This is a genomic window from Bradyrhizobium sp. USDA 4503, assembly GCF_054055815.1.
Genome location: NZ_JBSRXS010000001.1, coordinates 5,405,269 through 5,429,099 on the forward strand (window position 1 = coordinate 5,405,269; position 23,831 = coordinate 5,429,099).

Sequence of the window (23,831 nt, forward strand, 5' to 3'; positions counted from 1 at the left end):
TCTGGCGAACACGCACGGAACTCGCGGGAACTCGCGAAAAGAAAATTACGCGCGAGGTTGACGCCACGACGCAAAAGCACCGTATTCGATTCGCCTGCGATGAATGCGTTTCGGTTAGGACAGGCTGACGTCCCTATCAACGTCGAGCAGATGCGCGAGGAATTCGCGCACATCGCTCGGTCCGTCGAAATGTCCGGCGACGCCGGTTGCGCGACGGCCGACGGAGAACGCTAGACCGTCGAAATCGGGCATGATCGCGAACACGGTCTCGTCGGTGACGTCGTCGCCGATGAAGAACGGACGCCGCCCCTTGAACGGCTCATGCGTCATCAGCTCGAGCACGCCGGTCGCCTTGGTGAAGCCGGAATGCTTGATCTCGCAGACGCTCTTGCCCGGCAGCACCTCGATCGGCGCATTCGGCAACTCGGCGCGGATCAGCGACACCGCTTCATAGATCGCCTTCTCCGCCTGCGGCGCCAGCCGGTAGTGCAGCGCCAGCGAATAGCCCTTGTCCTCGAGCAGAATGCCGGGGCTGAGCTTTGCGATCGCGGCAAGACGGCGCTTCAACTCCTTGTCGAGCGGCGGCGCGTGTGCGGCGACCGCCTCGCTGTCCGGCTGCAGCCGCATCTCGGCGCCGTGGCCGCCGATCGCAGGAAACACTTCCGGCGCGAAGATCAGGTCGATGTCATTGAGGGAGCGGCCGCTGACCAGCGCCAGCGCGCCGTGGGTGCGCTCATGCAGCTGCTTCAGCGTGGTCGACAGTTCCGGCGGCACCCAGACCTCGCGCGGCGTCGGCGCGAAATCGAGTAGGGTGCCGTCGATGTCAAGCAGCACCGCGACCTGGCGGAGTGGCGGGATCAGCGACGCCTGCGTCGGCACGCTGTCCGTCTTGGCGTCAGGGGCGATGTCATCATCCATGGGCATCTCGGCCACGTCATGTTTCGTCATAGTCTACTCCACACATGCCAGTGGTCGCGCGACAGATTCGAGCGATTTCCGCTCGGCCGCGACGGCATAGCGCCATGCGACCGCTGCGGCGACCATCATGAGCGCCGACCCCAGCAGGTAGCCGGCGAAGACGCTGTTGCGCGATCCGGTGTCGATCAGCACGCCGAACAGCGCCGGTCCAATCACGCCGCCAATGCCGGTGCCGATCGCATAGAAGGCGGCGATCGCGAGCGCGCGGACCTCCAGCGGAAACGTCTCGCTGACGGTAAGATAGGCGGCGCTCGCGGCCGGCGAGGCAAAGAAGAAGATCACCATCCAGGCGATGGTCTGGGTCTGCGCGCTGAGCACGCCGATCGAGAACAGATAGCCGGACAGCGCCAGCAGCACGCCCGAGATGCCATAGGTCAGCGCGATCATGGTGCGGCGGCCGAGCGTATCGAACAGGCGGCCGAGCAGCAGCGGCCCGAGGAAGTTGCCGGCGGCGAAGGGGAGGATGTACCAGCCGACATTGCTGGCGGCGACACCGAAGAAGTCGGTCAGGATCAATGCGAAGGTGAAGAAGATCGCATTGTAGAAGAACGCCTGCGCGGCCATCAGCGTGAGCCCGACCAGCGAGCGCTGCCGGTAGGTGGAGAACAGCGTCACCGCGACCTCGCGGAGCGGCGTGTGATCGCGCATCCGCAGCCTGATCTTCTCGAAGTCTGCGCTCGACTGCTCGTGGCCGAGCACGGAGGTCTCGATGTCGGCCACGATCTTGTGGGCCTCCTCGGGACGCCCGTGAATCATCAGCCAGCGCGGGCTCTCCGGGATCCACATCCGCATCAGCAGCACGACGAGGCCGAGCACCGCGCCGGTGAAATAGGCGATCCGCCAGCCGTGGTCCGGCGCAAGGAACGCGGGGTCGAGCAGGATGATGGCGCTCAGCGCACCGATCGCCGCCCCGATCCAGAAGCTGCCGTTGATGACGAGATCGGTCCAGCCGCGATAGCGCGCCGGCACCAGTTCCTGGATGGTCGAGTTGATCGCGGTGTATTCGCCGCCGATGCCGGCACCGGTGAGAAAGCGAAACAGCGCGTAGCTCGCGACATTCCACGACAGCGCGGTCGCGGCGGTCGCCGACAGATAAAGCGCGAGCGTGATGAAGAACAGCTTCTTGCGCCCGATCCGGTCGGTGAGCCAGCCGAAGCCCAGCGCACCGAGCACGGCGCCGGCGAGATACGCGCTGCTGGCAAGACCGACATCGGCGTTGGAGAAGCTCATCGTCGGGCTGTCCTTCAGCGCGCCCGACAATGCACCCGCGAGCGTCACTTCCAGCCCGTCGAGGATCCAGGTGATGCCGAGCGCCAGCACGACGCGGGTGTGAAAGCGGCTCCAGCTGAGATTGTCGAGCCGGACCGGAATCGAGGTCTCGATGATGCGGTCATCGTCCGGCGTGACCGGAGCCACGGCCTGTTGCGTCGTCGCGGAACTCAATTGTGTCGGCTGCACTGTCATCAGAATCGACCAATGAGAAAAACCCCGGAACGATCTGCTCCAAGGTTCACTCACCCGGAATTGCGGCAAACGGAGTGCCCGCCACGCGGTGTCAACGCGGCAGGCCGGCAAGGGTTCCCGCAATGCGGCATAGGAACCGCGGTCGCGGCGATCTGTTCTCGGCTCAAAAGACACGGAGGCATCGATGGCCGCACACAAGAAAGCAACGCGCAAGACGGCAAGGACATCACCGGCACGGTCCACGAGCGCGACGCGTCGCAGGCGTGGCGCAAGCAAGAGGACGGCGAAGCGCTGGTCGCAGCGGGTGACCAAGGAGAGCGATGCGCTCGACCTCGAGCGCGGCGTGTTCAAGCAGACCAGCGCGAAGAAGATCGCATCATCGCTGAAGCGGTCCGCCGAGCACAGCGTGCGCCGCAAGAGCGGCGCCTATCGTTCCGCGCTCTCGATGCTGACCTTCTATATCAACCGCGCCGGCAAGACGCTGCCGAAGACCGAGCGGTCGCGGCTGGAGCGCGCCAAGGTCGAGTTGAAGCACCAGTTCGGACGAGATTAATCGCATCATCTCGCCAACCAAAGAGCGTCGTCCCGGCGAAAGCCAGGACCCATACGCCGCGGCCCAACAAAAGGGCACGCGGCGAGTTGCACTTAAAACAATAGTGAGTGGTGATTATGGGTCCTTGCTTACGCCAGGACGACGATGGATAGACCCGCGCGCGCCTTACGCTGCGCGGATGTTCGCCATGAAGCGGTCGAGCTCCTCGCGCAGCCGCGAGCTCTCGACCGACAGCGAGCGGGCCGAGTTCAGCACCTCTTCGGAGGCAGCTCCCGTCTCGGTGGCGCCGCGATTCACGTGGGTGACGCTGGACGCCGCTTCCTGTGTGCCCTGCGCGACGTTCTGCACGCTGCGCGCGATCTCCTGAGTTGCCGCGCTCTGCTGCTCGACCGAGCTTGCGATGTTGGTCGCGATCCCGGAGATCTGGCCGATCGTGCCGCCGATCTCCTTGATGGCGGCGACCGATTCCTGCGTCGCCGCCTGCATGCCCGAGATATGGGTGGAGATCTCGTCGGTGGCCCTGGCGGTCTGGCTCGCCAGCGACTTCACCTCGGCCGCAACCACCGCGAAGCCGCGGCCGGCATCGCCGGCGCGCGCGGCCTCGATGGTGGCGTTCAGCGCCAGCAGATTGGTCTGCTCGGCGATGGCCGTGATCAGCTTGACGACGTCGCCGATCTCCTGCGCAGCGCGCGAGAGCTTGCCGATCCGCGCGTCGGTCTGCTCGGCCTGACGCACGGCGGAATCCGCGATCTGGCTCGACTCCTTGGCGCGACGGCCGATCTCGTCGACGGACGCCGACAGCTCCTCGGTTGCGGAGGCGACCGATTGCATGTTGCTGGAGGCTTCCTCCGAGGCGCCGGCGACCTGGCTCGACAGGTTCTGCGTGGTCTCCGCCGTCCGGGTCAGCGTACCGGCCGCGGATTCGAGCTGCGCGGCTGAGGCCGACACGTTGGAGACGATCGAGCCGACCGCGGATTCGAATTCGTCGGCAAAACGAATCAGCTCATTGCGTCGCGCGGTCGCACTTGCCTTGTTCTGCGCTTCCTGGGTCGCGGCATCGCGTTCGGCCTTGGCGATCGCCTGGACCTTGAACTCCTCTACGGCGCCGGCCATCTCGCCGAGTTCGTCGCGGCGGCCGAGGCCCGGCAGCACGACGTCGAAATTGCCCGCCGCGAGCTCGCGCATCGCCGCACACATCGCCGCGATCGGTCGCGAAATACCCTTGCCCAGCAGGAACGCCCAGACCAGCCCGAGCACGAAGCTGCCGGCGGCGAGCATCAGGATCAGCTGCTCGGTCTCGCCGATCATGGTGTGCGATTCGTTTTCAAGCCGCTTCTGGTCGGCGAGCAGATCGGACTTCATCGCCGCCGCGCCCTGGCTGATGGCGGCCGCGGACTCCGTCATCTCGACGGTCAGTTCGTCGATCGACTTCGCGTTCGCGATCAGCTTGGCGAGCGCCTCGCGGTACTCTTCGAGCAGCGCGGTGATGTCCTTCACGCTCTGGGTGATCCGCTCGTTATTCGAGGTGATCGCCTTCACCAGATTGTCGGCGAATTTCAGCCGGGCGAGCGCGCTCGAAGCGACCGTCTTGTCGCCGTTGACGACGAAGGTATTGACGGCCCCGGTGATCGACTGGAGCTGGTCGGTCACCTTCTTGGCGCCGAACTGGATCGACTGCAGCTCGGAATCATCGGCATTGCTCGGAAGATCGTCGAGCTTGTAGCGCATCGAGGTCGCGCTGCGGGTCAGCTTGTTCTGCGCGGTCTGTGCGCTGTCGTCCTTGATGCGGACGATCTCGGCGAAGATCTTGGTGAAGGCGCGGAATTCGCGCTCCAGCTTGGTGATCTGCTCGAGCCGGGCCGGATTGGTGGTGCCCTTCATCGACGCCATGATGGCGTCCTTCAGACTGCCCTCGGCGGCGAGCGCGGCCTTGGCGTCGTCCTCCTTGCCGGTCGCGACGAAGTAGCGCGCCAGCGAACGGTAGGAGATCAATTCGCGATCGATGTTGCGGGCCAGATCGGCTTCCGCGACGCTCTGGCGATAGGAGCCGACGCCGGCGGAGACCCGCTCGAAGCCCATATAGGCAAAGCCCATGGTGGCTGCCGACAGCGCCAGCGTGACGGCAAAGCCGAGCATGATCTTGGCGCGAAATCTGAGGGTTGGGATCCTGATCGACAACGATCGCTTCAGCCCCGGCATTCCAACCCCCGTCTTCATTCTGAAAACCACGCGAGGTCCGGCAGCAACCCGCCCTAGACCCCGGAGCGCAAAACTAAGGCAAAATCGATAAGGCCCGGTAAATGGGCAGCGGCCGCCGGGCCCGGCGCGATACTACCTTGGTCGGGCTAGGCGGGTGGGTAAGGCGATTGACGCGCAGGTCCGGCCCGATAGTTTAGAACCGATCAAATCCTGTCCCTGCCCGGGCCAGGAGAACACACATCGGGAGGTGTCCCATGTCATCGCGTCGACCGGCGCCATTGGCGCTTGCGGCGAGCGTAGCTGCCGGCGCAATAGCCCGGCCAATGGCATTTCCCCTCACGACCTGAAAGCCGCGGGCAAGCCGGAACGCCAGCCATCGCGGCATGGTCCGGATGCCCTCACGACCCGCGCGGGTTCAATCGGCCGCGCCAAGAAAAGCAAAAAATTCTGGTCAGGGAGAGCGCCTTTGGCGAAGCAGAACGGTAGCACCGCCGACAGTATCGTCGTGGTGCAGGCAAAGACCGACGGGCCGCGGGAAGCAGCCGACGAGATCGCGCGCCAATTGGCGGCGGCTGACCTCGCGATGCTCGTGGTGTTCGTGTCGCCGGTCTACGAGCCGCAGACATTCATTGCCGAACTGTCCAGCCGCATGCCCGACGTACCGATCTTCGGCTGCACCACGGCCGGCGAATTGTCGCCCGGCGGTTGGGACGAGGACAGCGTCGTCGCGATGGGCTTCAACGCGGCCGATTTCGTCATCGCGGCCCGGCCGCTGTTCGACCTTTCGACATTTCGGGTCGATCACGGCCGCTCGATCTGCACCGAATTGCAGAACGAATTCGCGCAACGGACCGAGCATTGCGATCACACCCATGATTCCTTCGGGCTGCTCTTCATCGACGGCATGTGCCAGCGTGAGGAGACCATCATGTCGGCGATCTATGCGTCGCTCGGCGACATCCCGGTGGTCGGCGGCTCCGCCGGCGACGGCCTGCGCTTCGAGAAATCGTGGGTCTTCCATGGCGGCGAAGCCTTTACCGATGCCGCGGTCCTGATCCTGATCCGGACCCGGCTGCCGTTCCGCCTGTTCAAGTGCGACCACTTCGAACCGACCTCGACCAAGATGGTGGTGACCGAGGCCGACATCGAGCACCGGATCGTCAAGGAATTGAATGCCGAGCCGGCCGCGCTGGAATATTCCCGCGCCGTCGGCCTCAGCGATAGCAAGCTCGAATTGTTCTCGTTCGCCGCGCATCCCGTGCTGGTTCGCGTCGGCGGCGCCTATTACGCGCGGTCGATCCAGCGCACCAACCCGGACGGATCGCTGCAATTCTTCTGCGCCATCGACGAGGGCATGGTGCTGACGGTGGCGCGCGAGCGCGACCCGATCGACGTGACGAGCCGCCTGCTCAAGGAGCTGACCGAGGATCTCGGCGAGGTCTCGATGTTCATCGGCTTCGAATGCGTGCTGCGCCGGCTCGACGTCGAGCAGCGCCAGCTGTCGCGGGAGATGTCGGAGCTCTATCGCCGCAACAAAGTGATTGGCTTTCAGACCTATGGCGAGCAGTATCGCTCCATGCATGTCAACCAGACGCTGACCGGCATCGCCATCGGCAAGCGGGCACTCGCGCCGCAATGACGGATACCAAGACCACGCGAATTACGGCGCTCGAACGCGAGGCCGAGAAGCTGCGCAAGATCAACGCGGCGCTGATGTCGCGCGTCGAACGCTCGACCGATCAGCAGCTCAACGCCTTCTCGCTGTTCGAGACCGCGATCGCGCTGGATCAGCAGGTGCGCGACCGCACCCAGCAGCTCAAGCAGGCGCTGCAATCGCTGGAGAAAACCAATGGTCGCCTGCTGCAGGCCAAGCAGCAGGCCGAGGCGGCGAGCTCCTTGAAATCATCCGTGCTCGTCTCGGTCACGCACGATCTGTTGCAGCCGCTGAATGCGGCGCGGCTGACGCTGTCCGCGCTGACCGAGATGGCAACCGAGTCCAAGAGCGTCGCGCTTACCGATCAGATCGATCGTTCGCTGGCGACGCTCGAGGACATGCTGCGGACGCTGCTCGACATCTCCAAGCTCGATGCGGGCGTGCTCAGGCCCGAATTCGGGCCGGTCGCGATCGCCTCGCTGTTCGAGCCGCTGGAGCAGGAATTTGTCGCGACCGCCGCCAAGCGCAATCTCGGTTTCCGGATCATGCCGTCGTCCGCGGTCGTTCGCTCCGATCCGCTGATGCTGCGACGGATCCTGCAAAACCTCGTCGCCAATGCGCTGCGCTACACCCAGCGCGGCAGCGTGCTGATGGGATGCCGTGCCAGGGGCGATGACATCTGCATCGAGGTGCACGACACCGGGCCGGGCATTCCGGAAGCGCAGCGCGAAGCCATCTTCGTCGAGTTTCAGCGCGGCGAAACCAGCGCCGGCGACAAGGCCGGCATCGGGCTTGGTCTCTCGATCGTGCGCCGGTTTGCCGACCTGCTCGGCCATGACATCAGGCTGAGCTCGCGCGCCGGCAAAGGCTCGGTGTTCTCGGTCACCGTGCCTCGCACGCTGGATCCGGTTGCGATCCCGGTGCGCGAACAGGCCAGCGTCGACTATCGCTATGGCGGCATGGAGGGCGCCAAGATCCTGCTGATCGAGAACGACCTCTCGAGCGCCGAGGGGCTCGCCCATTTGCTGGAGAAATGGGGCTGCGACGTCGCGGTGACGATCTCCAAGACCGAGGCGCTCGAGCGCATCCACGCGCTCGACGGCATTCCCGACGCCATCATCGCCGATCTGCATCTCGACAATGGCGAGACCGGCATTCAGGCCGTCGATGTCATCCGCGGCGCGATCAACGCCAAGGTGCCGGCGATCATCGTGACCGCCGACTACTCGGCCAAGGCCGCCTCCGACGTATCGGCCTTCGGCCATGAGCTGTTGAAGAAGCCGATCAAGCCCGCCGAGATGCGCTCGCTGCTGTCGTTCCTGCTGGCGGCGGAGCAGTCGGGCGCGCGGTTATGAGCAGAGCGTTTTCGAGCGAAGTGGATACCGGTTCGCGTGAAGAAAACGCGTCAGACAAGAACCTGGAGCCTTTCCCGTTGCGATTCCATCGAAACGGGAAAGGCTCTAGGCGCCATGCGACGACGGCGAGGCCGTCACCGGCGCGTGGTCGTGCTTGCCGAAGTCCAGCTTCGACAGCGCGATGATGGCCTCGGTGCGGCTGCGCACGCCGAGCTTGCGCAGGATCTCCGAGACATGCACCTTCACGGTGGTGACCGAGATATCGAGCTCATAGGCGATGTGCTTGTTCTGCAGGCCGCGGCAGATCATGTCGAGCACGCGAAGCTGCTGCGCGGTGAACTGGCCGAGCTGCTGCACCAGCTCGCGCGCCTCGGCCTGGGCCTTCCGGGCGGCGGCGGTATCGCGAAAGCGCGGCGGCAGGCACACCGCGCCTTCGAGAATGCCGCGCAACAGCCGCGCCAGCTCGAGCTTCGGCGTCGACTTCGGGATGTAGCCGGAAATCCCGAGCGAGATCGCGCCGCCGACGATCCGGGGATCGTCATGCGCCGACACGATCACCAGCGCGCTGCGCGGCGCGGCGGCACGCACCCGGTAGGCGCCGAGCAGGCCCGTGGTGCCGGGCATCGACAGATCGAGCAGGATCAGATCGAGGCCGTCGCGCGCCGCGATCACATCCAGCGCACCGTCGATCGACGTCGCCTGCAGCACCTCGGCATCGGGAAACTCGGCCCCGATCACGCCGATCAGGGCGGCACGGAACAGCGGGTGATCCTCGACGATCAGCAGTCGAGGCGTACCCGCCTTGCCGAGCGGCGGCTCGTCCGCCAGGGGCGCGGTCGTGGTCAATGCTGCGCCGTCCTCCCTCGGATGCTCATAACAGCCATTGTGCGCACGACGTTATCTCAAAGCCGGATGGCAGCCTATAGGCAGGATTTCCAATGCGCCCGCCTCGCAGTGCAGCACGGCTAGTGTCCCGAATCCGAAGTTCGCATCATTTGCAGCACCTTCGGAGCGAACTTCGGATTCGATAAGGACACTAGCAAACTTATGATTCTAGTGTGCTTTATCAATGCGAAGTTCGTGAAAGTGGCTGCCGCGAAATCGCACGAACTTCGCATTCAGCACACTAGGGCGCCTTCTCCGCCTTTGCGCCCGAACAGGCCTCCGGGACCGGAAGCGGAATCTTGCCGAGCTCGATGATCGCCTTGTTGCGGCTGAACAGCTTCAGCTTGCGCAGGATCTCGGTGACATGCGCCTTCACGGTGGATTCCGCGAGCTTGAGCTCGGCGGCGATCTCGCGGTTCTGCAGGCCGCGGATGATCAGATGGAGCACCCGGATCTGCTGCGGCGTCAGCTTCTGAATGCGTTCGCGCAGCGTCCGCGCCGTCTCGGACTGTTCCAGCGCACCGACCGCGACGAAATCTCGCGGCGCGGAGACCGACCCGCTCAGCACACGCGCGATCGCCTGCGAGAGCTCGCCGAGCGAGGTCGACTTCGGCAGATAGCCGACCGCGCCCATCTCGAGCGCCTCGCGGATGGTGTGCTTGTCCTCCTCGCTCGAGACGATGGCGATCGGCAGCCGCGGATAGCGATCCCTGATCTTCTGGAAGCCGGAGAAGCCGACCACGTCGGGCAGCAGCAGATCGAGCAGCGCCAGGTCGATATTCGGCTCGCTGGCGAGGATGCCAAGGGCCCCCTTGATCGAGGTGGCCTCATAGATCCGGGCATCGGGATGCGAGATGCGGATGGCGTTGCCAAGCGCCTCCCCGAACAGGGGGTGATCGTCGATGATCAGGAACCCCATCATGAGGACCCTCGCACTGCCCAAGCCTCCGTTCCGATTGGATCGGAACGGGGCTCTCGATTCATGTTCTGACGCGTTTTCTTCACGCGAACCGGTATCCACTTCGCTCGAAAACGCTCCTCTTGCGAACCGCAGCTTCTAGTTCGATCCGCCGGTATCCTGCACGCTCTGCAGATAGACATATACGTTTCTGAGCTCGTCGTCGTTGAAGACGTCCTTCCAGGCCGGCATGCCCTTGGCCGGCCGCCCGTCATGGACCGTCTTCCAGAATGTCGATTCCATGTCGTCAGCATAGCGCTTCTTGAGCAGCCTGAGATCGATCTTTCGCTCGGCCTGCACCGCGTCCGGGCCGTGGCAATGCGCGCAGGTTCCGTTAAAGACCTCCCGCCCGGCGGTGGCATCCCCCTTGGCGTCGCCGGCGGTCGCGGCGGTCTGAACCGGTCTCTCGGCCGCCGCGGCCGCGGCCTGCCCGACCGTGACGGGCTCGCTGGCGCCGACGGACGACGTCGTCGCGCGGTCGGCCTCGCCGAACTTCACCGGTGCGCCGTTCGGCACGCCATATTTGGCAAACAGGGCGGCAATCTCCGGCTGCAGCGCCGGCAGCACGCCGTCGACTTCATCGCGCAACGCGCCGGACGCCTTGGCGAAACCGATCGCGGTCGCCCAGAGCAGGCCGTCGCCCTCGGTGGACACGATCTGATATTTGTCGCCGAAGCTGGTCTTGTTGAGCCAGCCCGCCACCGGCGCCCAGATGAAGGCGATGTCGGCCTTGCCCTGTTCGAGCGCCGCCATGCCCTCCTCCGGGCTGAGCACGGTCACCTTCTGGACGTCGTCGCGCAGCGCGAGCAGGTTCTGCGGCGTCGATTGATACTGCACCGCAACCCGCAATCCCCTGAGGTCGTCGACGCCGGCAAGCTTGCGGTCCTTGCTGCCGACCAGCGCATAGCCCTCATGGGCGATCGGCTTCGAGAAGATCACCGCCGGGCCCATGAAATCGTCGATCAAAGGCAGGCCGACCATGGCGTCGCACTGCTTGCTGAGCAGCGTCTCCCGCACCGTGCGCTTGCCGAAATAGGACTTGTACCAGTTGGTGCTCACCGTGCGGCCGAGCTTCTGCGCCACCGCCTGGCCGATCTCGAGATAGAGGCCGGGCTTGCCCGGGTCGTCGCTCGAGAAAGGCAGGTTGGTCGGGTCGGCGCAGAGCCGAAGCGGCGGCTTTGTCTCGTCGGCGCCGGCCGCCAGGGCCGGCACCATGAGCAGGGCGGAGAGCAGCACGGTCCGGATTGCATGTTCCAACCGCGTGTTGCGCGAGGGGGTGCGCAGTTCGTTTCGGGCGATGCAGGACACGGACAATGCTGCCTCCTAGACGATCGTTTACTGCAGGGCGAACACGAACAGCGAGCCGCCTTCGGGCGCCGCGGCGACCATCTTCTTGCCGATGTCACCGAGGAAGGCCGGCAGCGCCGCGGTGCGTCCGACCACGATCGCGACATACTGCTTGCCGTCGACCGAATAGGTCACTGGACCTGCACCGATGCCGCTGCCGAGGTTCTTGCTCCACAGCACCTTGCCGTTCTTGGCATCGATGGCGCGGAAGTCGCCATGCAGGTTGCCGGAGAACACCAAATTGCCGCCGGTCGTCAGCGTGCCGCCGTTGAAGGGCAGGTCTTCCTTGATGCTCCACACCTTCTTGTTGGCGATCGGATCCCAGGCTACGAGCTCGCCGAGGAAGCCGCCGGGGCCTGGCTTGGTCGGGAATTCGGCGCCAAGATAGAACACGCCGCGCTTGTAGTTCACGTCAGAGACCGACCAGTCCATGCACACATTGTTGCTCGGGATGTAGACGAGGCCGGTCTGCGGGTTGAACGACATCGGCTGCCAGTTCTTGCCGCCGATCAGGTTCGGGCAGATGTCCTTGGCGGGATGGCCCGGGCCCGGACGCTTGTCCGGATCCTCTTCCGCCCGCATCGTGTTGATGTCCCACTTCTTGGCCCAGTTGGCGAAGACGTATTTCTCCGCGGAGATCATCTTGCCGGTCTCGCGGTTGGCCACGAAGAAGAAGCCGTTGCGGTCCGCCTTCATCAGCACGGGCGTCTCGGTACCCTTGATCATGAGGTCGGCGAGCAGCAGTTCGTTGACGCCGTCATAGTCCCAGGCGTCAGCCGGCGTGCCCTGGATGTGCCACTTGATCTTGCCGGTGTTGGGATCGATCGCCAGCGTCGAGGCCGTGTAAAGGTTGGTCAGCTTGCCGAAATTGCCGTCGCCGGTGGAGCGCACCGCGGTATTCCACGGCCCCGGATTGCTGGTACCCCAGTAGACCGTGTCGGACTTGGCATCGTAGGAGCCGACCAGCCAGGCGGCGCCGCCGCCGTGCAGCCCGGTGTCGCCCTTCCAGGTGTCGCTGGCGGGTTCGCCCGGCGCCGGCACCGTGTAGGTCTGCCAGAGCAGCTTGCCGTCCTTGAGCGAGAACGCCTGCAAGGCGCCGCGGACGCCATATTCGCCGCCGCCGAAGCCGGTGATGACCTTGTCGCGGACGACGAGCGGCGGCGAGGTGATGACCGAGCCCTGCTTGTAGTCGACGACCGTCGAGGTCCAGAGCTCCTTGCCGGTCTCGGCGTCGAGCGCGGTCAGCTTGCCGTCGAGCCGGCCGACGAAGATCTTGCCGTCGGCATAGGACACGCCGCGATTGTTGACGTCGCAGCAGGCGTATTGAAGCACGTCATCCGGAATATCGGGCTGCCAGGTCCATTTGCGCGCGCCGGTCGCGGCATCGATCGCATAGACGTATTTCGGACCCCACGAGGTCGACACATACAGGTTCTTGCCGATCACAACCGGCGACGACTCGTTGGAGCGGAGCGAAGCCAGCGACAGCGAGTAGACCAGCTGCAGCTTGCCGGCATTCTCGGAGTTGATCTGCTTCAACGGGCTGAAACGCGTATTGCCGTAATCGTGGCCGGCAATTGCCCATCCGTTGGGATCGGATGCCGCCTTCACGACGGAATCATTGGCTTTCGACGCACCAATGCCTGCCAGCACCATGGCGACCAGCGACACGCCGGCAAAGAAAATCCCGCTCCTCAGCTTCATTGGCTTCCTCCAATATGATTTTGTTGCCGCGATGGATGCATCGCGGGCGCGGATCGCTACCGAATTTCATGAACCAGCGATCTTCTGCCGCTGCGTCGGCGATGAAAATGACAGCAACGCCCTTGCGTCGTTATAGGCGGAAGGTAGTAGCGATCGCGGCGACGATTTTGGCGTGCGGCGAGCACCGTCAGTTTGCCGAAAACCGCTTGCGCTGCCGGGCAATTTCGTCGCGCCGGAGCACGCCGCAGGCTGCTTGCAAATTGCCCATTGAACGGCTGCCTGCTAGGATCGCAGGCACTGCCCGGCGCCTTCATGACAGGGCCGCGACTACGACTTTGATCGCGGTTACGACCCACATGAAGCGTGGTCTACTGGGCCCATAACGAAGCTATTGGGAGAAACGCGTGTCTACAGTCAAACTGACGGTAAACGGCAAGGCGGTCTCGGTCGACGTTGAGGACCGAACCCTCCTCGTGCACCTCTTGCGCGAAAACCTGAACCTCACCGGCACCCATGTCGGCTGCGATACCAGCCAATGCGGCGCCTGCGTCGTCCATGTCGATGGACGGGCGGTCAAATCCTGCACCATGCTGGCCGGCCAGGCCGCGGGCTGCAACGTCACCACGATCGAAGGCCTCGCCAAGGGCGACGAGCTGCACCCGATGCAGGCGGCGTTCCGCGACAATCACGGCCTGCAGTGCGGCTATTGCACCCCCGGCATGATCATGTCCGCTGTCGACATCGTGCACCGCCATGGTGGCAAGCTCGATGAGGAAACGGTTCGCCACGAGCTCGAAGGCAACATCTGCCGCTGCACCGGCTACCACAACATCGTCAAGGCGGTGCTCGACGCAGCCGGCCGCATGAAGGTTGCGCAGGCCGCCGAATAGCGCGCCACGCACCGCACACGATCAAGCTCACCACCGCCGGTCTCGATGGAAACGGCGGCAAATCGAATCTCCGGTCGGGAGGACTAGACAATGGGTGTTGAAGGAATTGGCGCACGTGTCGTGCGCAAGGAAGATCGCCGGTTCATCACCGGACAAGGACGTTACGTCGACGACGTCAAAATGGTCGGCATGAGCTACGCTCACTTCATCCGCAGCCCGCATGCCCATGCCAAGGTCAAGGGCATCGATTCCGCCGAGGCCATGAAGATGCCCGGCGTGATCGCGGTGCTGACCGGACAGCAGATCGTCGACGACAAGGTCGGCAATTTGATCTGCGGCTGGGCCATCACCTCGAAGGACGGCTCACCGATGAAAATGGGCGCGTGGCCGGCGATGGCGCCGGAGACCGTGCGCTTTGTCGGGCAGGCGGTCGCGGTCGTGATCGCCGAGACCAAGAACCAGGCCAGGGACGCCGCCGAAGCGGTCGTCGTCGATTACGAAGAACTTCCTGCGGTGCCTGACATCAAGGCCGCGATCAAGCCGGGCGCCGCGCAGCTTCATCCCGAAGCTCCCGGCAACATCGTATACGACTGGCATCTCGGCGACGAAGCCGCGGTCAAGGATGCCTTCAGCAAGGCGGCCAATGTGGTGACGCTCGACCTCACCAATAACCGCCTGGTGCCGAACGCGATGGAGCCGCGCGCGGCGATCGCGCATTACGACCAGGCCGAAGAGCACTACACGCTCTACACGACGTCGCAGAACCCGCACGTCGCCCGCCTCGTGCTGTCGGCGTTCTACAACATCGCGCCCGAGCACAAGCTGCGCGTGATCGCGCCCGACGTCGGCGGCGGCTTCGGCTCCAAGATCTACATCTATCCCGAAGAGATGGTGGCGCTGTGGGCCTCGAAGAAGGTGGGTCGCCCGGTGAAGTGGACCGGCGACCGTTCGGAAGCCTTCCTCACCGACGCGCATGGCCGCGACCATGTCTCGAAGGCGGAGTTGGCGTTCGACAAGGACAACAAGATCCTTGGTCTGCGGGTAAAGACCCACGCCAATTTCGGCGCCTATATGTCGCTGTTCTCCTCGGCCGTCCCGACCTATCTCTACGCGACGCTACTGTCGGGCCAGTACGTGATTCCGGCGATCTATGCCGAGGTGATCGGCGTCTACACCAACACCACGCCGGTCGACGCCTACCGCGGCGCCGGCCGCCCCGAGGCCAGTTTTCTGATCGAGCGCATGATGGAAACGGCGGCGCGGCAGTTGAAGGTCGATCCGACCGAGCTGCGCAAGAAGAACTTCATCACCCAGTTCCCGTATCAGACGCCTGTGATCATGGCGTATGATATTGGTGACTTCCACGCTTCGATCGATGCGGCGATGAAGGCGATCGACTATGCCGGCTTCCCGGCCCGCAAGGCCAAGGCCAAAGCCGACGGCAAGCTGCGCGGCATCGGCATCTCCTGCTACATCGAGGCCTGCGGCATCGCGCCGTCGAAGGCGGTCGGCAGTCTCGGCGCCGGCGTCGGCCTGTGGGAGTCGGCTGAGATCCGCGTCAACCCGGTCGGCACCATCGAGGTGCTCACCGGTTCGCACAGCCACGGCCAGGGCCACGAAACGACGTTCTGCCAGATCATCGCGGAGCGGCTCGGCGTGCCGATCAGCCAGGTCTCGATCGTCCATGGCGACACCGACAAGGTGCAGTTCGGCATGGGCACCTACGGCTCGCGCTCGCTCGCGGTCGGCGGTACGGCGATCGTGAAGGCGATGGAGAAGGTCGAGGCCAAGGCCAAGAAGATCGCGGCGCATGCGCTCGAGGCGTCCGAGAGCGACATCGTGATCGAGAACGGCGAGTTCAAGGTCACCGGCACCGACAAGTCGATCGCGCTGCCGATGGTCGCGCTCGCCGCCTACACCGCGCATAATTTGCCCGATGGCATGGAGCCCGGCCTGAAGGAGACGGCGTTCTACGACCCGACCAACTTCACCTTCCCGGCCGGCGCCTATATCTGCGAACTCGAGGTCGATCCCGGCACCGGCAAGACCTCCTTCGTCAACTTCGTCGCAGCCGACGATTTCGGCCGGCTGATCAACCCGATGATCGTCGAGGGCCAGGTCCATGGCGGCCTTGCGCAGGGCATCGGCCAGGCACTGCTCGAAGGTGTGGTCTATGACGGCACCGGTCAGCTCATGACCGCGTCCTTCATGGACTACACCATGCCGCGGGCCGACGACCTGCCCTCGTTCCAGCTCTCCCACACCACGACGCTGTGTCCGGGCAACCCGCTCGGCGTCAAGGGCTGCGGCGAAGCCGGCGCGATCGGCGCCTCGGCTGCCGTGATCAACGCGATCACGGACGCGATCGGCAACAACAAGCTGGAAATGCCGGCGACGCCCGATCGCGTCTGGCACGCCATTCACGGTTGAGGGAGGAAGAGCCATGTACGAGACAAATTATCACCGCGCTTCCTCGGTCGCTGACGCCGCCGCAACCTTCGCCAAAGGCGCGGAATCAAAATTCCTCGCCGGCGGACAGACCCTGCTTCCGGTGATGAAGCAGCGTCTTGCCGCGCCTTCCGACGTGATCGACCTGTCCAAGGTGCAGGAGATGATCGGCATCGAGGTGTCGGGCGACACGGTCACCATCAAGGCCGCGACTCCGCATTACGATGTGGCGCAAAGTGATGCGGTGCAGAAGGCGATCCCGGCGCTCGCCAATCTGGCGTCGCTGATCGGCGATCCCGCCGTGCGCTATCGCGGCACGATCGGCGGCTCGCTCGCCAACAACGACCCGGCGGCGGATTATCCGGCGGCGGTGCTGGCGCTCGGCGCGACGGTCAAGACCAACAAGCGGTCGATCGCGGCGGATGATTTCTTCAAGGGCCTGTTCACGACGGCGCTCGAGGATGGCGAGATCATCACCGCGGTGTCGTTTCCGGTCCCGGCCAAGGCGGGCTACGCGAAGTTTCCGAACCCGGCCTCGCGCTTCGCGCTGACCGGCGTGTTCGTCACCAAGACCAAGTCGGGTGACGTCCGCGCCACCGCCACCGGCGCGTCGCAGAGCGGCGTCATGCGGGTCGCGCCGATCGAGCAGGCGCTGAAGGCGAACTGGGCGGCCTCGGCGCTCGACAGCGTCAATATCCCGGCGAGCGGCCTGCTCGCTGACATCCACGGCTCGGCCGACTACCGCGCCAACTTGATCAAGGTGATGGGACAGCGGGCGGTCGCGGCCGCGGGCTGATAGCGCCTAAACACAAGTCCAGAACGGCGCGCAGCGATGCGCGCCGTTCGCGTTTTTACCGGCGGCACAGGACAAAAGGTGCTTGCCACATCCGGCTTTAGGCGAGACAATTTAGCTAATCAGCTAATTAAAAATACCGTCCCACGGACGGCTGGGAGAACGCATGAAGTTCGGCACCAAGCCAGCCGCGACATCTCAGCCGCCTAGCGCCCCGCAACCAACGGAAGAACAACGTGCTCGATAAACCTGCCTCCCAGACCGCCGCCCGCACCTCGGGCCCGCTCGCCGGCCTCCGCATCGTCGAATTCGCCGGCATCGGTCCCGGCCCGTTCGCCTGCATGCTGCTCGCCGACATGGGCGCCGAGGTCATCACGCTCGATCGGGTCGGCGCCGGCAAGAATCTGAAGGCGGTCGCAACCCGCGGCCGCAAGGTCATCGAGCTCGACCTCAAGAACAAGGCGGCGATTGCTGAAGTGCTCGACCTGCTCGGCCACGCCGACGCGCTGATCGAGGGCTTTCGTCCCGGCGTGATGGAGCGCCTCGGCCTCGGCCCGGATGTCGTGCTCGCGCGCAATCCAAGACTGGTCTATGGCCGCATGACCGGCTGGGGCCAGGAAGGCCCGCTGGCGAATGCCGCCGGCCATGACATCAACTACATCTCGATCACGGGCGCGCTGGCTGCGATCGGCACCAAGGAGAAGCCGGTGCCGCCGCTCAACCTGGTCGGCGATTTCGGCGGCGGCGCGCTCTACCTCGTGGTCGGCGTGCTCGCCGCGCTGCTGGAAGCGCAGAAGTCCGGCAAGGGCCAGGTGGTCGATACCGCGATGTGCGACGGCGCGGCCTCGCTGATGTCGATGTTCTACGACATGGCCGCGCAGGGCCGCTGGAGCGGCGGCCGCGACCAGAATTTCCTGGACGGCGGCGCGCATTTCTACGGCGTCTACGAATGCTCCTGCGGCAACTTCATCTCGATCGGCTCGATCGAGCCGCAATTCTACGCGCTGCTGCGCAAGCATGCCGACCTGACCGACGCCGACTTCGACGCGCAGATGGACCGCAAGGCCTGGCCGGCGCTGAAGGAGAAGCTGACCCAGGTGTTCAAGAGCAGGTCGCGCGCGGACTGGTGCCAGATCATGGAAGGCACCGACATCTGCTTCGCGCCGATTCTGACCATGGAGGAAGCGCCCAAGCATCCGCACATGGCCGCGCGCCAGGTGTTCGTCGAACGCCACGGCGTCACCCAGCCTGCCCCCGCGCCGCGCTTCTCGCGCACGCCGTCCGCGATCCGCGAGCCGGAGCTGGCGAATATCGGGGATGTGACGGCGGCTTGGAAAGCAGCGAAGTAAATCTCGTTGTCGTCCCGGCCAAGCGAAGCGCGAGCCGGGACCCATAACCACGACACGCGGTTGTGGCGCGCGGCTTTTTCCGCGGGACTACTACCCGGCACACGCGATAGATTCCGCGGTATGAGTCCCGGCTCCCGTGCGCAATTGCGCACGAGGCCGGGACGACACCCTTTGCTGTGCGCTGGCGCGGCGCGCCATGGCTCACGCCGCGTGATCGACCTTCAGCACGCCGCGGCGGATCTGGTCTTCCTCGATCGATTCGAACAGCGCCTTGAAGTTGCCTTCGCCGAAGCCATCGTCGCCCTTGCGCTGGATGAACTCGAAGAAGATCGGTCCGATCGCGTTGGCCGAGAAGATCTGCAGCAACACCTTGGTCTGGCCGCCGTCGACCACGCCCTCGCCGTCGATCAGGATGCCGTTGGTCCTGAGCCGGGCGACGTCCTCGCCATGCTTGGGCAGGCGGGCGTCGATCCGCTCGAAATAGGTATCGGGCGGCGACGGCATGAACGGCAGGCCGTCGGCGCGCAACCTCTCGACCGTCGCGTGGATATCGCGCGCGCCGCAGGCGATGTGCTGGATGCCCTCGCCGCGGTAGACGTTGAGATATTCCTCGATCTGACCGGAATCGCCGGCGTCCTCGTTGATCGGAATCCGGATCTTGCCGTCCGGACTGGTCAGCGCACGGGAGAACAGGCCGGATGCGCGGCCCTCGATGTCGAAGAAACGGATCTGACGGAAGTTGAACAGTTTTGCATAGAAGCCGGTCCAGACATCCATCCGGCCGCGATAGACGTTATGGGTGAGGTGATCGACGTAATACAGGCCCGAGCCTGCGGGGCGCGGGTTGGCCGCGCCGAGCCATTCGAACTCGGCATCATAGGCCGAGCCCTTGGCGCCGTAGCGGTCGACGAAATAAAGCAGGCTGCCGCCGATGCCCTTGATCGCGGGCACATCGAGCGTCTTCGCTGCGGGCGAGACATCCGCCGGCTCCGCGCCGAGCGCGAGCGCGCGCTCATAGGCATGCTTCGCGTCGACCACACGGAATGCCATCGACGGGGCGCAGGGACCGTGCGCGGCGACGAAGTTGAAGCCGTGGCTGCCCGGCTCCTCATTGACGAGATAGTTGATGTCGCCCTGGCGATAGACCGTGATCTGCTTGGTCCGGTGGCGGGCGACCGCGACGAAGCCCATCAGCTTGAAAAGCGCGTGCAGCTCCGCCGGATTCGGATGGGCATATTCGACGAACTCGAAGCCGTCGGTGCCCATCGGGTTCTCAGTGCTGATTTCGGCCGGCGGCGCATCGTGCGGAAACGGACCCATGGCGGCAACTCCCTGACTTGTCTGGGGATCAGTTTCCGTCATTTGCTGCACAACGTGCGTGCAAAATCGGTCCCATTTTGCTAGCCTTGCGCACGATCCGTGCACGAAATGGACATTCTACGCATGCCTGAAGTCGACGCCTTCGACCTGAAAATGCTCGCCGCGCTGCAGGACGACGGCCGGCTGACCAACCAACAGCTGGCCGACCTCGTCGGGCTGTCGGCATCGCAATGTTCGCGGCGGCGGATGCGGCTGGAGGAGGAGAAGGTCATCGCCGGCTACCACGCCGACCTCGCCGGCGAGGCGCTCGGCTTCGGCCTGATCGCCTTCATCCACATCACGCTGGCGACCCACTCGCCCGACAACGCCAAGCGGTTTCGCGAGCTGGTCAACCGGGTCGATGATATCCAGGAGGCCTATGCGCTGACCGGGGATGCCGACTACGTGCTCAAGGTGATGTTGCGCGACCTCAAGAGCCTGTCCGACATCGTCAACAACGTGCTGATGCCGCACCAGAGCGTGGCCCATGTGCGCTCCTCGATCGTGCTCGACCGGCTAAAGGAGAGCACCAGGCTGCCGCTGAAGTCGCTACAGGCGTGATGGCTCGAATCGAGGGAAATCCGCCATTCGCTTTTGCGGCTTGGCTTGCGATCATTCCGACAACGGCAAGAGAGACGAACCATGGCGCTGCAGCTGCGACCGAACTGCGAATATTGCGACAAGGACCTGCCACCCAGCGCCATCGACGCGCGGATTTGCTCCTATGAATGCACGTTCTGTGCGGATTGCGCCGAGACCAGGCTCGGCAATGTCTGCCCGAACTGCGGCGGCGGCTTTGCGCCGCGGCCGATCCGCCCGGCCAAGCCGTGGCGGCCAGGTGTCTGCACGGTCAATCAGCCGCCGTCGGACAAGCGGGTGCACCTGAAATACAGCCTCGAGGACGTCGCGGCGAATACGGCGCGCTTGAGGGATGTCAGGCCCGAGGAGCGGTGAGACTCACTCATCATTGCGAGCGCAGCGAAGCAATCCATTCTCTCCATGCCGGGGCCGGATCGATTGCTTCGTCGCTTCAGCGCAAAATTGCTTTGCAATTTTGTCGCGAGCTCCTCGCAATGACGGCCCCGCTGTCGGGCACCTTCCCCCTGAAAGGCAGGGGTGTCCGGGGAAATTCAGGCATAGCGGAGCTCCATCTGGTCAGGTGAGATGGTTGATTTCCGACGGCTGGGGTTGATGGGCGGAGGTTTGTCGATGGCAGCGAGGGATCGACGCGTGAGCAGGAGCTGGCCGACGAGTTCGGCGAACCTGAGCGGGAGCATTTTGATGCAGTTGGTGTGAGCGGCGATGCGCAGCAGCAGGTAGGCAATCATCGCAGCGAGCACCTGAAGGCGGATCGCGTTGTCGTTGGCGCCGAGGAACTTGCGAATATCGAGATGCTGCTTGATCCAGCGGAACAGCAGCTCGATTTGCCATCGGCTCTTGTAGAGGGCGGCGATCTCGACGGCGCTACGGGCAAGGTCGTTGGTCAGGAGTGTGATCTTGCCGCCTTTCTCGCGTCTGATCTTGATGCGGCGGAGCGGGATTGGAAGGCGCGAATCGCCCTTGCTGGTGAGCTTCACCTCGTCATCGGCAAGGATTTCGAAGCCATCCCCGTTACGCTTGCGGATGGCGCGATGCCTGAGCGAGCGAAGACGGATGCTCGTCTTCGCCCGGGTAACGAAGAAAGCCTTGCTATCATTGATCTTCTGCCACCAGTCGAAACGGCAATAGCCCTTGTCAAACACATAGGTGGTGGCGGGCTGGATTGGGGTCTGTCGGCCGATCTCGATGTCATTGACGTTCGCGGCCGTCATCTCGACGCAGGTCGGGACATCGCTCCTTGGGTCGTAGACGACATGCAGCTTCATGCCGCGGATGCGGCCGTTCCACGTCGCCCAACTGCAGACCTTGCCGAGCGGGATCGGACTGGCGTCGATCAGACGCACCATCTCCATGCCTTCACTCCGCAGCTGGCGACGCGCCATCGCCGACAGCGCCGCAAAGGTTTGCGCGAAAATGCCGATCGGACGGCGGGCATTGGCATCGGACAACGTCGAGCGCGACAGCTTGCCGGTTCCCAAGTGATAGTGATGCTGCGAATTGGCGTTGAAGCCAGTCACCACCCCGCGCAGACTGCTGTTGCCGCTAAGCTGGGCATAGATCAGCGCCACCAGATGATCCCAGCTCCTGAACGACTTGTCGTAGGCATCCCCGTCCAGACGATCCACAACCGTCTGAAACTGCCGTCGATTGATCGGTTCAAGCAGCCTTCCAAAAATGCTACCGCGATATCGCATGCTCGGCCCTCTGTGTCTCGACAACCAGAAAAGACCGATTTGCCTCGGTCCTGCCGAGCATGCACCGCGACACAGTGAATCATTCCCCGGACACCCCTGCCTGAAAGGGGGAAGGTGGGATGGGGGTCAGCCGCGAGCGCTGGCGTCTACGGAGAGACCAGATCCCCACCCGGTTTGCTGCGCAAACCGACCTCCCCTTTTCAAGGGGAGGTGAAACAGCGCGACCTACTCCGTCGCGACGATCGTGCCTTCGACCTCGCCGAAGCCGACGCGATAGCCGTCGCCCTGGCACCAGCCGCGCATCACGAGCGAATCGCCGTCCTCCAGGAACGACCGCGTCACGCCGCTGGCAAGTTCGACCGGCTCGGTGCCGTTCCAGCTGATTTCCAGGAGACTGCCGCGCTGGTGCTTCTCGGGGCCGGAGATCGTGCCGCTGCCGAGGAGATCGCCGACATTCATCGCGCAGCCGCTCGAGGCATGGTGCACGAGCTGCTGCACCGACGACCAGTACATGTATTTGAAGTTGGTGCTGCAGATTGTCTTCGCCTCGTTCATTGCACCGGCGCGCAGCGCGACGTCGAGCTGCATGTCGTAATTGTTCGGCTGGGTCTGCTTGAGATACGCCAGCGGCTCCGGCTGCTGCGCCGGGCCCTGCATGCGGAACGGCTCGAGCGCCTCGCGCGTCACCACCCACGGGCTGATCGAGGTCGCGAACGCCTTGGCCTGGAACGGGCCGAGCGGCACATACTCCCACTGCTGGATGTCGCGCGCGCTCCAGTCGTTGAGGATGACGAAGCCGAAGATCATCTCCTCGGCCTGCTTCTCCGTCAGCATCTCGCCCATCGGCGAGGCCTGGCCGACGACCACGCCCATCTCGAGCTCGAAGTCGAGCCGCTTGCAGGCGCCGAAGCTCGGCACCTCAGCGGTCGGCGGCTTCAGCTGGCCGCGGGGGCGGCGCACTTTGCTGCCCGACACGACCACCGTCGAGGCGCGGCCGTTGTAGCCGATCGGCATATGCAGCCAGTTCGGCTGCAGCGCATTGTCCTTGCCGCGGAACATGACGCCGACATTGGTGGCGTGCTCCTTCGACGAGTAGAAATCGGTGTAGCCGGAGACCGCGAACGGCATGTGCAGCCTGACGTCGGCCATCGGCACCAGCGCCCGCGCCCGCAGTTCCCTGTTGTCGCGCAGCTCCGGATGATCCGAGCGGAGCAGCTCGCTGATCCGCGCCCGCGTCGCCGACCACACTTTCGGCCCGAGCGCCATGAAGGCGTTGAGCGACGGCTGCGAGAACACGCCGAGCGGCCCGACATCGAGCCGCGAGTCCTGCTCGAGCTCCCACAGGTCGAGCACATAATCGCCGATCGCAACACCGACGCGCGGCGCAAGGCCATCCTTCGACGAGAACACACCATAGGGCAGGTTCTGGATCGGGAAGTCGGAGGTCGGGGCGACGTCGATGAAGGAGCGGAGCTTTGGGTCGTTGGGGTGGGTCACTGATTCCTCCAATCAAGAAGCTGTCATGCCCGGGCTTGACCCGGGCATCCATCTTCGGAAAGCGCGATGGATCGCCGGGTCAAGCCCGGCGATGACGAGGGACA

The 23,831-nt window shown here is 64.5% G+C and carries 19 protein-coding genes; 9 read left to right on the forward strand and 10 right to left on the reverse strand.

Annotation, left to right across the window (positions count from 1 at the left end; translation table 11 throughout):
* Positions 1-114: 114 nt before the first annotated feature.
* Both otsB and ACVMIH_RS25850 read right to left on the reverse strand, forming a co-directional pair.
* Positions 115-948 (reverse strand): trehalose-phosphatase, encoded by an 834-nt coding sequence (gene otsB / locus ACVMIH_RS25845; protein WP_057021127.1) that lies wholly within the window; start codon positions 946-948, stop codon positions 115-117.
* 3 nt (positions 949-951) lie between these two features.
* The gene (locus ACVMIH_RS25850) at positions 952-2,442 is read right to left on the reverse strand and encodes an MFS transporter (RefSeq protein ID WP_316395465.1); all 1,491 of its coding nucleotides are present in this window, start codon (positions 2,440-2,442) and stop codon (positions 952-954) included.
* 184 nt (positions 2,443-2,626) lie between these two features.
* Between ACVMIH_RS25850 and ACVMIH_RS25855 the strand changes: the two genes are divergently transcribed.
* Positions 2,627-2,995, forward strand: coding sequence for a DUF3175 domain-containing protein (locus ACVMIH_RS25855; RefSeq protein WP_456863900.1), 369 nt, complete (start codon positions 2,627-2,629; stop codon positions 2,993-2,995).
* A gap of 165 nt (positions 2,996-3,160) precedes the next feature.
* Here the strand turns inward: ACVMIH_RS25855 and ACVMIH_RS25860 are convergent, their stop codons facing one another.
* Positions 3,161-5,194, reverse strand: a complete 2,034-nt coding sequence (locus tag ACVMIH_RS25860) for a methyl-accepting chemotaxis protein (RefSeq protein ID WP_456863902.1) — start codon at positions 5,192-5,194, stop codon at positions 3,161-3,163.
* A 466-nt stretch (positions 5,195-5,660) separates the two neighbouring features.
* Between ACVMIH_RS25860 and ACVMIH_RS25865 the strand changes: the two genes are divergently transcribed.
* Positions 5,661-6,833, forward strand: coding sequence for an FIST N-terminal domain-containing protein (locus ACVMIH_RS25865; protein WP_253638355.1), 1,173 nt, complete (start codon positions 5,661-5,663; stop codon positions 6,831-6,833).
* Positions 6,830-8,203: an ATP-binding response regulator gene (locus tag ACVMIH_RS25870; RefSeq protein WP_456863905.1), complete on the forward strand. Its 1,374-nt coding sequence runs from the start codon at positions 6,830-6,832 to the stop codon at positions 8,201-8,203. The genes ACVMIH_RS25865 and ACVMIH_RS25870 overlap by 4 nt, the downstream gene beginning before the upstream one ends.
* Positions 8,204-8,308: 105 nt before the next feature.
* Here ACVMIH_RS25870 and ACVMIH_RS25875 read toward each other — a convergent pair whose 3' ends face one another.
* From ACVMIH_RS25875 to ACVMIH_RS25890, 4 genes are all read right to left on the reverse strand, one after another.
* A complete protein-coding gene (locus tag ACVMIH_RS25875) occupies positions 8,309-9,049 on the reverse strand; it encodes a LuxR C-terminal-related transcriptional regulator (protein ID WP_057021123.1) in 741 nt (246 codons plus the stop codon).
* Positions 9,050-9,329: 280 nt separating this feature from the next.
* A complete protein-coding gene (locus tag ACVMIH_RS25880) occupies positions 9,330-10,010 on the reverse strand; it encodes a response regulator (RefSeq protein WP_016843264.1) in 681 nt (226 codons plus the stop codon).
* 135 nt (positions 10,011-10,145) lie between these two features.
* Entirely contained in the window at positions 10,146-11,354 is a 1,209-nt protein-coding gene (locus tag ACVMIH_RS25885; protein ID WP_316395493.1) for a c-type cytochrome, read from the reverse strand.
* Positions 11,355-11,381: 27 nt separating this feature from the next.
* The gene (locus ACVMIH_RS25890) at positions 11,382-13,097 is read right to left on the reverse strand and encodes a PQQ-dependent dehydrogenase, methanol/ethanol family (RefSeq protein WP_456863908.1); all 1,716 of its coding nucleotides are present in this window, start codon (positions 13,095-13,097) and stop codon (positions 11,382-11,384) included.
* Positions 13,098-13,501: 404 nt separating this feature from the next.
* On the opposite strand from ACVMIH_RS25890, the gene ACVMIH_RS25895 reads away from it, so the two are divergent.
* The 4 genes from ACVMIH_RS25895 to ACVMIH_RS25910 all read left to right on the forward strand — a co-directional run bounded on the left by ACVMIH_RS25895 (position 13,502) and on the right by ACVMIH_RS25910 (position 18,577).
* On the forward strand, positions 13,502-13,987 hold the full coding sequence (locus ACVMIH_RS25895; protein WP_028335209.1) for a (2Fe-2S)-binding protein: 486 nt from the start codon (positions 13,502-13,504) through the stop codon (positions 13,985-13,987).
* Between the two features lie 90 nt (positions 13,988-14,077).
* A complete protein-coding gene (locus ACVMIH_RS25900) occupies positions 14,078-16,417 on the forward strand; it encodes a xanthine dehydrogenase family protein molybdopterin-binding subunit (protein ID WP_076834783.1) in 2,340 nt (779 codons plus the stop codon).
* A 13-nt stretch (positions 16,418-16,430) separates the two neighbouring features.
* Positions 16,431-17,231 (forward strand): FAD binding domain-containing protein, encoded by an 801-nt coding sequence (locus ACVMIH_RS25905; protein ID WP_057021118.1) that lies wholly within the window; start codon positions 16,431-16,433, stop codon positions 17,229-17,231.
* Between the two features lie 233 nt (positions 17,232-17,464).
* Positions 17,465-18,577: a CaiB/BaiF CoA transferase family protein gene (locus tag ACVMIH_RS25910; protein ID WP_456863911.1), complete on the forward strand. Its 1,113-nt coding sequence runs from the start codon at positions 17,465-17,467 to the stop codon at positions 18,575-18,577.
* A 201-nt stretch (positions 18,578-18,778) separates the two neighbouring features.
* On the opposite strand, the gene hppD is transcribed toward ACVMIH_RS25910, so the two are convergent.
* Positions 18,779-19,897, reverse strand: a complete 1,119-nt coding sequence (hppD, locus tag ACVMIH_RS25915; protein WP_456863914.1) for a 4-hydroxyphenylpyruvate dioxygenase — start codon at positions 19,895-19,897, stop codon at positions 18,779-18,781.
* 123 nt (positions 19,898-20,020) lie between these two features.
* Here hppD and ACVMIH_RS25920 point away from each other — a divergent pair, with 123 nt between their 5' ends.
* A complete protein-coding gene (locus tag ACVMIH_RS25920; RefSeq protein ID WP_050384067.1) occupies positions 20,021-20,497 on the forward strand; it encodes an Lrp/AsnC family transcriptional regulator in 477 nt (158 codons plus the stop codon).
* Positions 20,498-20,578: 81 nt separating this feature from the next.
* On the forward strand, positions 20,579-20,890 hold the full coding sequence (locus tag ACVMIH_RS25925) for a DUF1272 domain-containing protein (RefSeq protein WP_253605318.1): 312 nt from the start codon (positions 20,579-20,581) through the stop codon (positions 20,888-20,890).
* 176 nt (positions 20,891-21,066) lie between these two features.
* Here ACVMIH_RS25925 and ACVMIH_RS25930 read toward each other — a convergent pair whose 3' ends face one another.
* Positions 21,067-22,230, reverse strand: a complete 1,164-nt coding sequence (locus ACVMIH_RS25930; RefSeq protein ID WP_057015126.1) for an IS4 family transposase — start codon at positions 22,228-22,230, stop codon at positions 21,067-21,069.
* A 225-nt stretch (positions 22,231-22,455) separates the two neighbouring features.
* Entirely contained in the window at positions 22,456-23,727 is a 1,272-nt protein-coding gene (gene fahA / locus ACVMIH_RS25935; RefSeq protein ID WP_076834776.1) for a fumarylacetoacetase, read from the reverse strand.
* Positions 23,728-23,831 lie beyond the last annotated feature (104 nt).

Coding starts and splice junctions, on each gene's coding strand:
- otsB (WP_057021127.1), bottom strand. CDS start 948: ATGACGAAACATGACGTGGCCGAGATGCCCATGGATGATGACATCGCC.
- ACVMIH_RS25850 (WP_316395465.1), bottom strand. CDS start 2,442: ATGACAGTGCAGCCGACACAATTGAGTTCCGCGACGACGCAACAGGCC.
- ACVMIH_RS25855 (WP_456863900.1), top strand. CDS start 2,627: ATGGCCGCACACAAGAAAGCAACGCGCAAGACGGCAAGGACATCACCG.
- ACVMIH_RS25860 (WP_456863902.1), bottom strand. CDS start 5,194: ATGCCGGGGCTGAAGCGATCGTTGTCGATCAGGATCCCAACCCTCAGA.
- ACVMIH_RS25870 (WP_456863905.1), top strand. CDS start 6,830: ATGACGGATACCAAGACCACGCGAATTACGGCGCTCGAACGCGAGGCC.
- ACVMIH_RS25880 (WP_016843264.1), bottom strand. CDS start 10,010: ATGATGGGGTTCCTGATCATCGACGATCACCCCCTGTTCGGGGAGGCG.
- ACVMIH_RS25890 (WP_456863908.1), bottom strand. CDS start 13,097: ATGAAGCTGAGGAGCGGGATTTTCTTTGCCGGCGTGTCGCTGGTCGCC.
- ACVMIH_RS25900 (WP_076834783.1), top strand. CDS start 14,078: ATGGGTGTTGAAGGAATTGGCGCACGTGTCGTGCGCAAGGAAGATCGC.
- ACVMIH_RS25905 (WP_057021118.1), top strand. CDS start 16,431: ATGTACGAGACAAATTATCACCGCGCTTCCTCGGTCGCTGACGCCGCC.
- hppD (WP_456863914.1), bottom strand. CDS start 19,897: ATGGGTCCGTTTCCGCACGATGCGCCGCCGGCCGAAATCAGCACTGAG.
- ACVMIH_RS25920 (WP_050384067.1), top strand. CDS start 20,021: ATGCCTGAAGTCGACGCCTTCGACCTGAAAATGCTCGCCGCGCTGCAG.
- ACVMIH_RS25925 (WP_253605318.1), top strand. CDS start 20,579: ATGGCGCTGCAGCTGCGACCGAACTGCGAATATTGCGACAAGGACCTG.
- ACVMIH_RS25930 (WP_057015126.1), bottom strand. CDS start 22,230: ATGCGATATCGCGGTAGCATTTTTGGAAGGCTGCTTGAACCGATCAAT.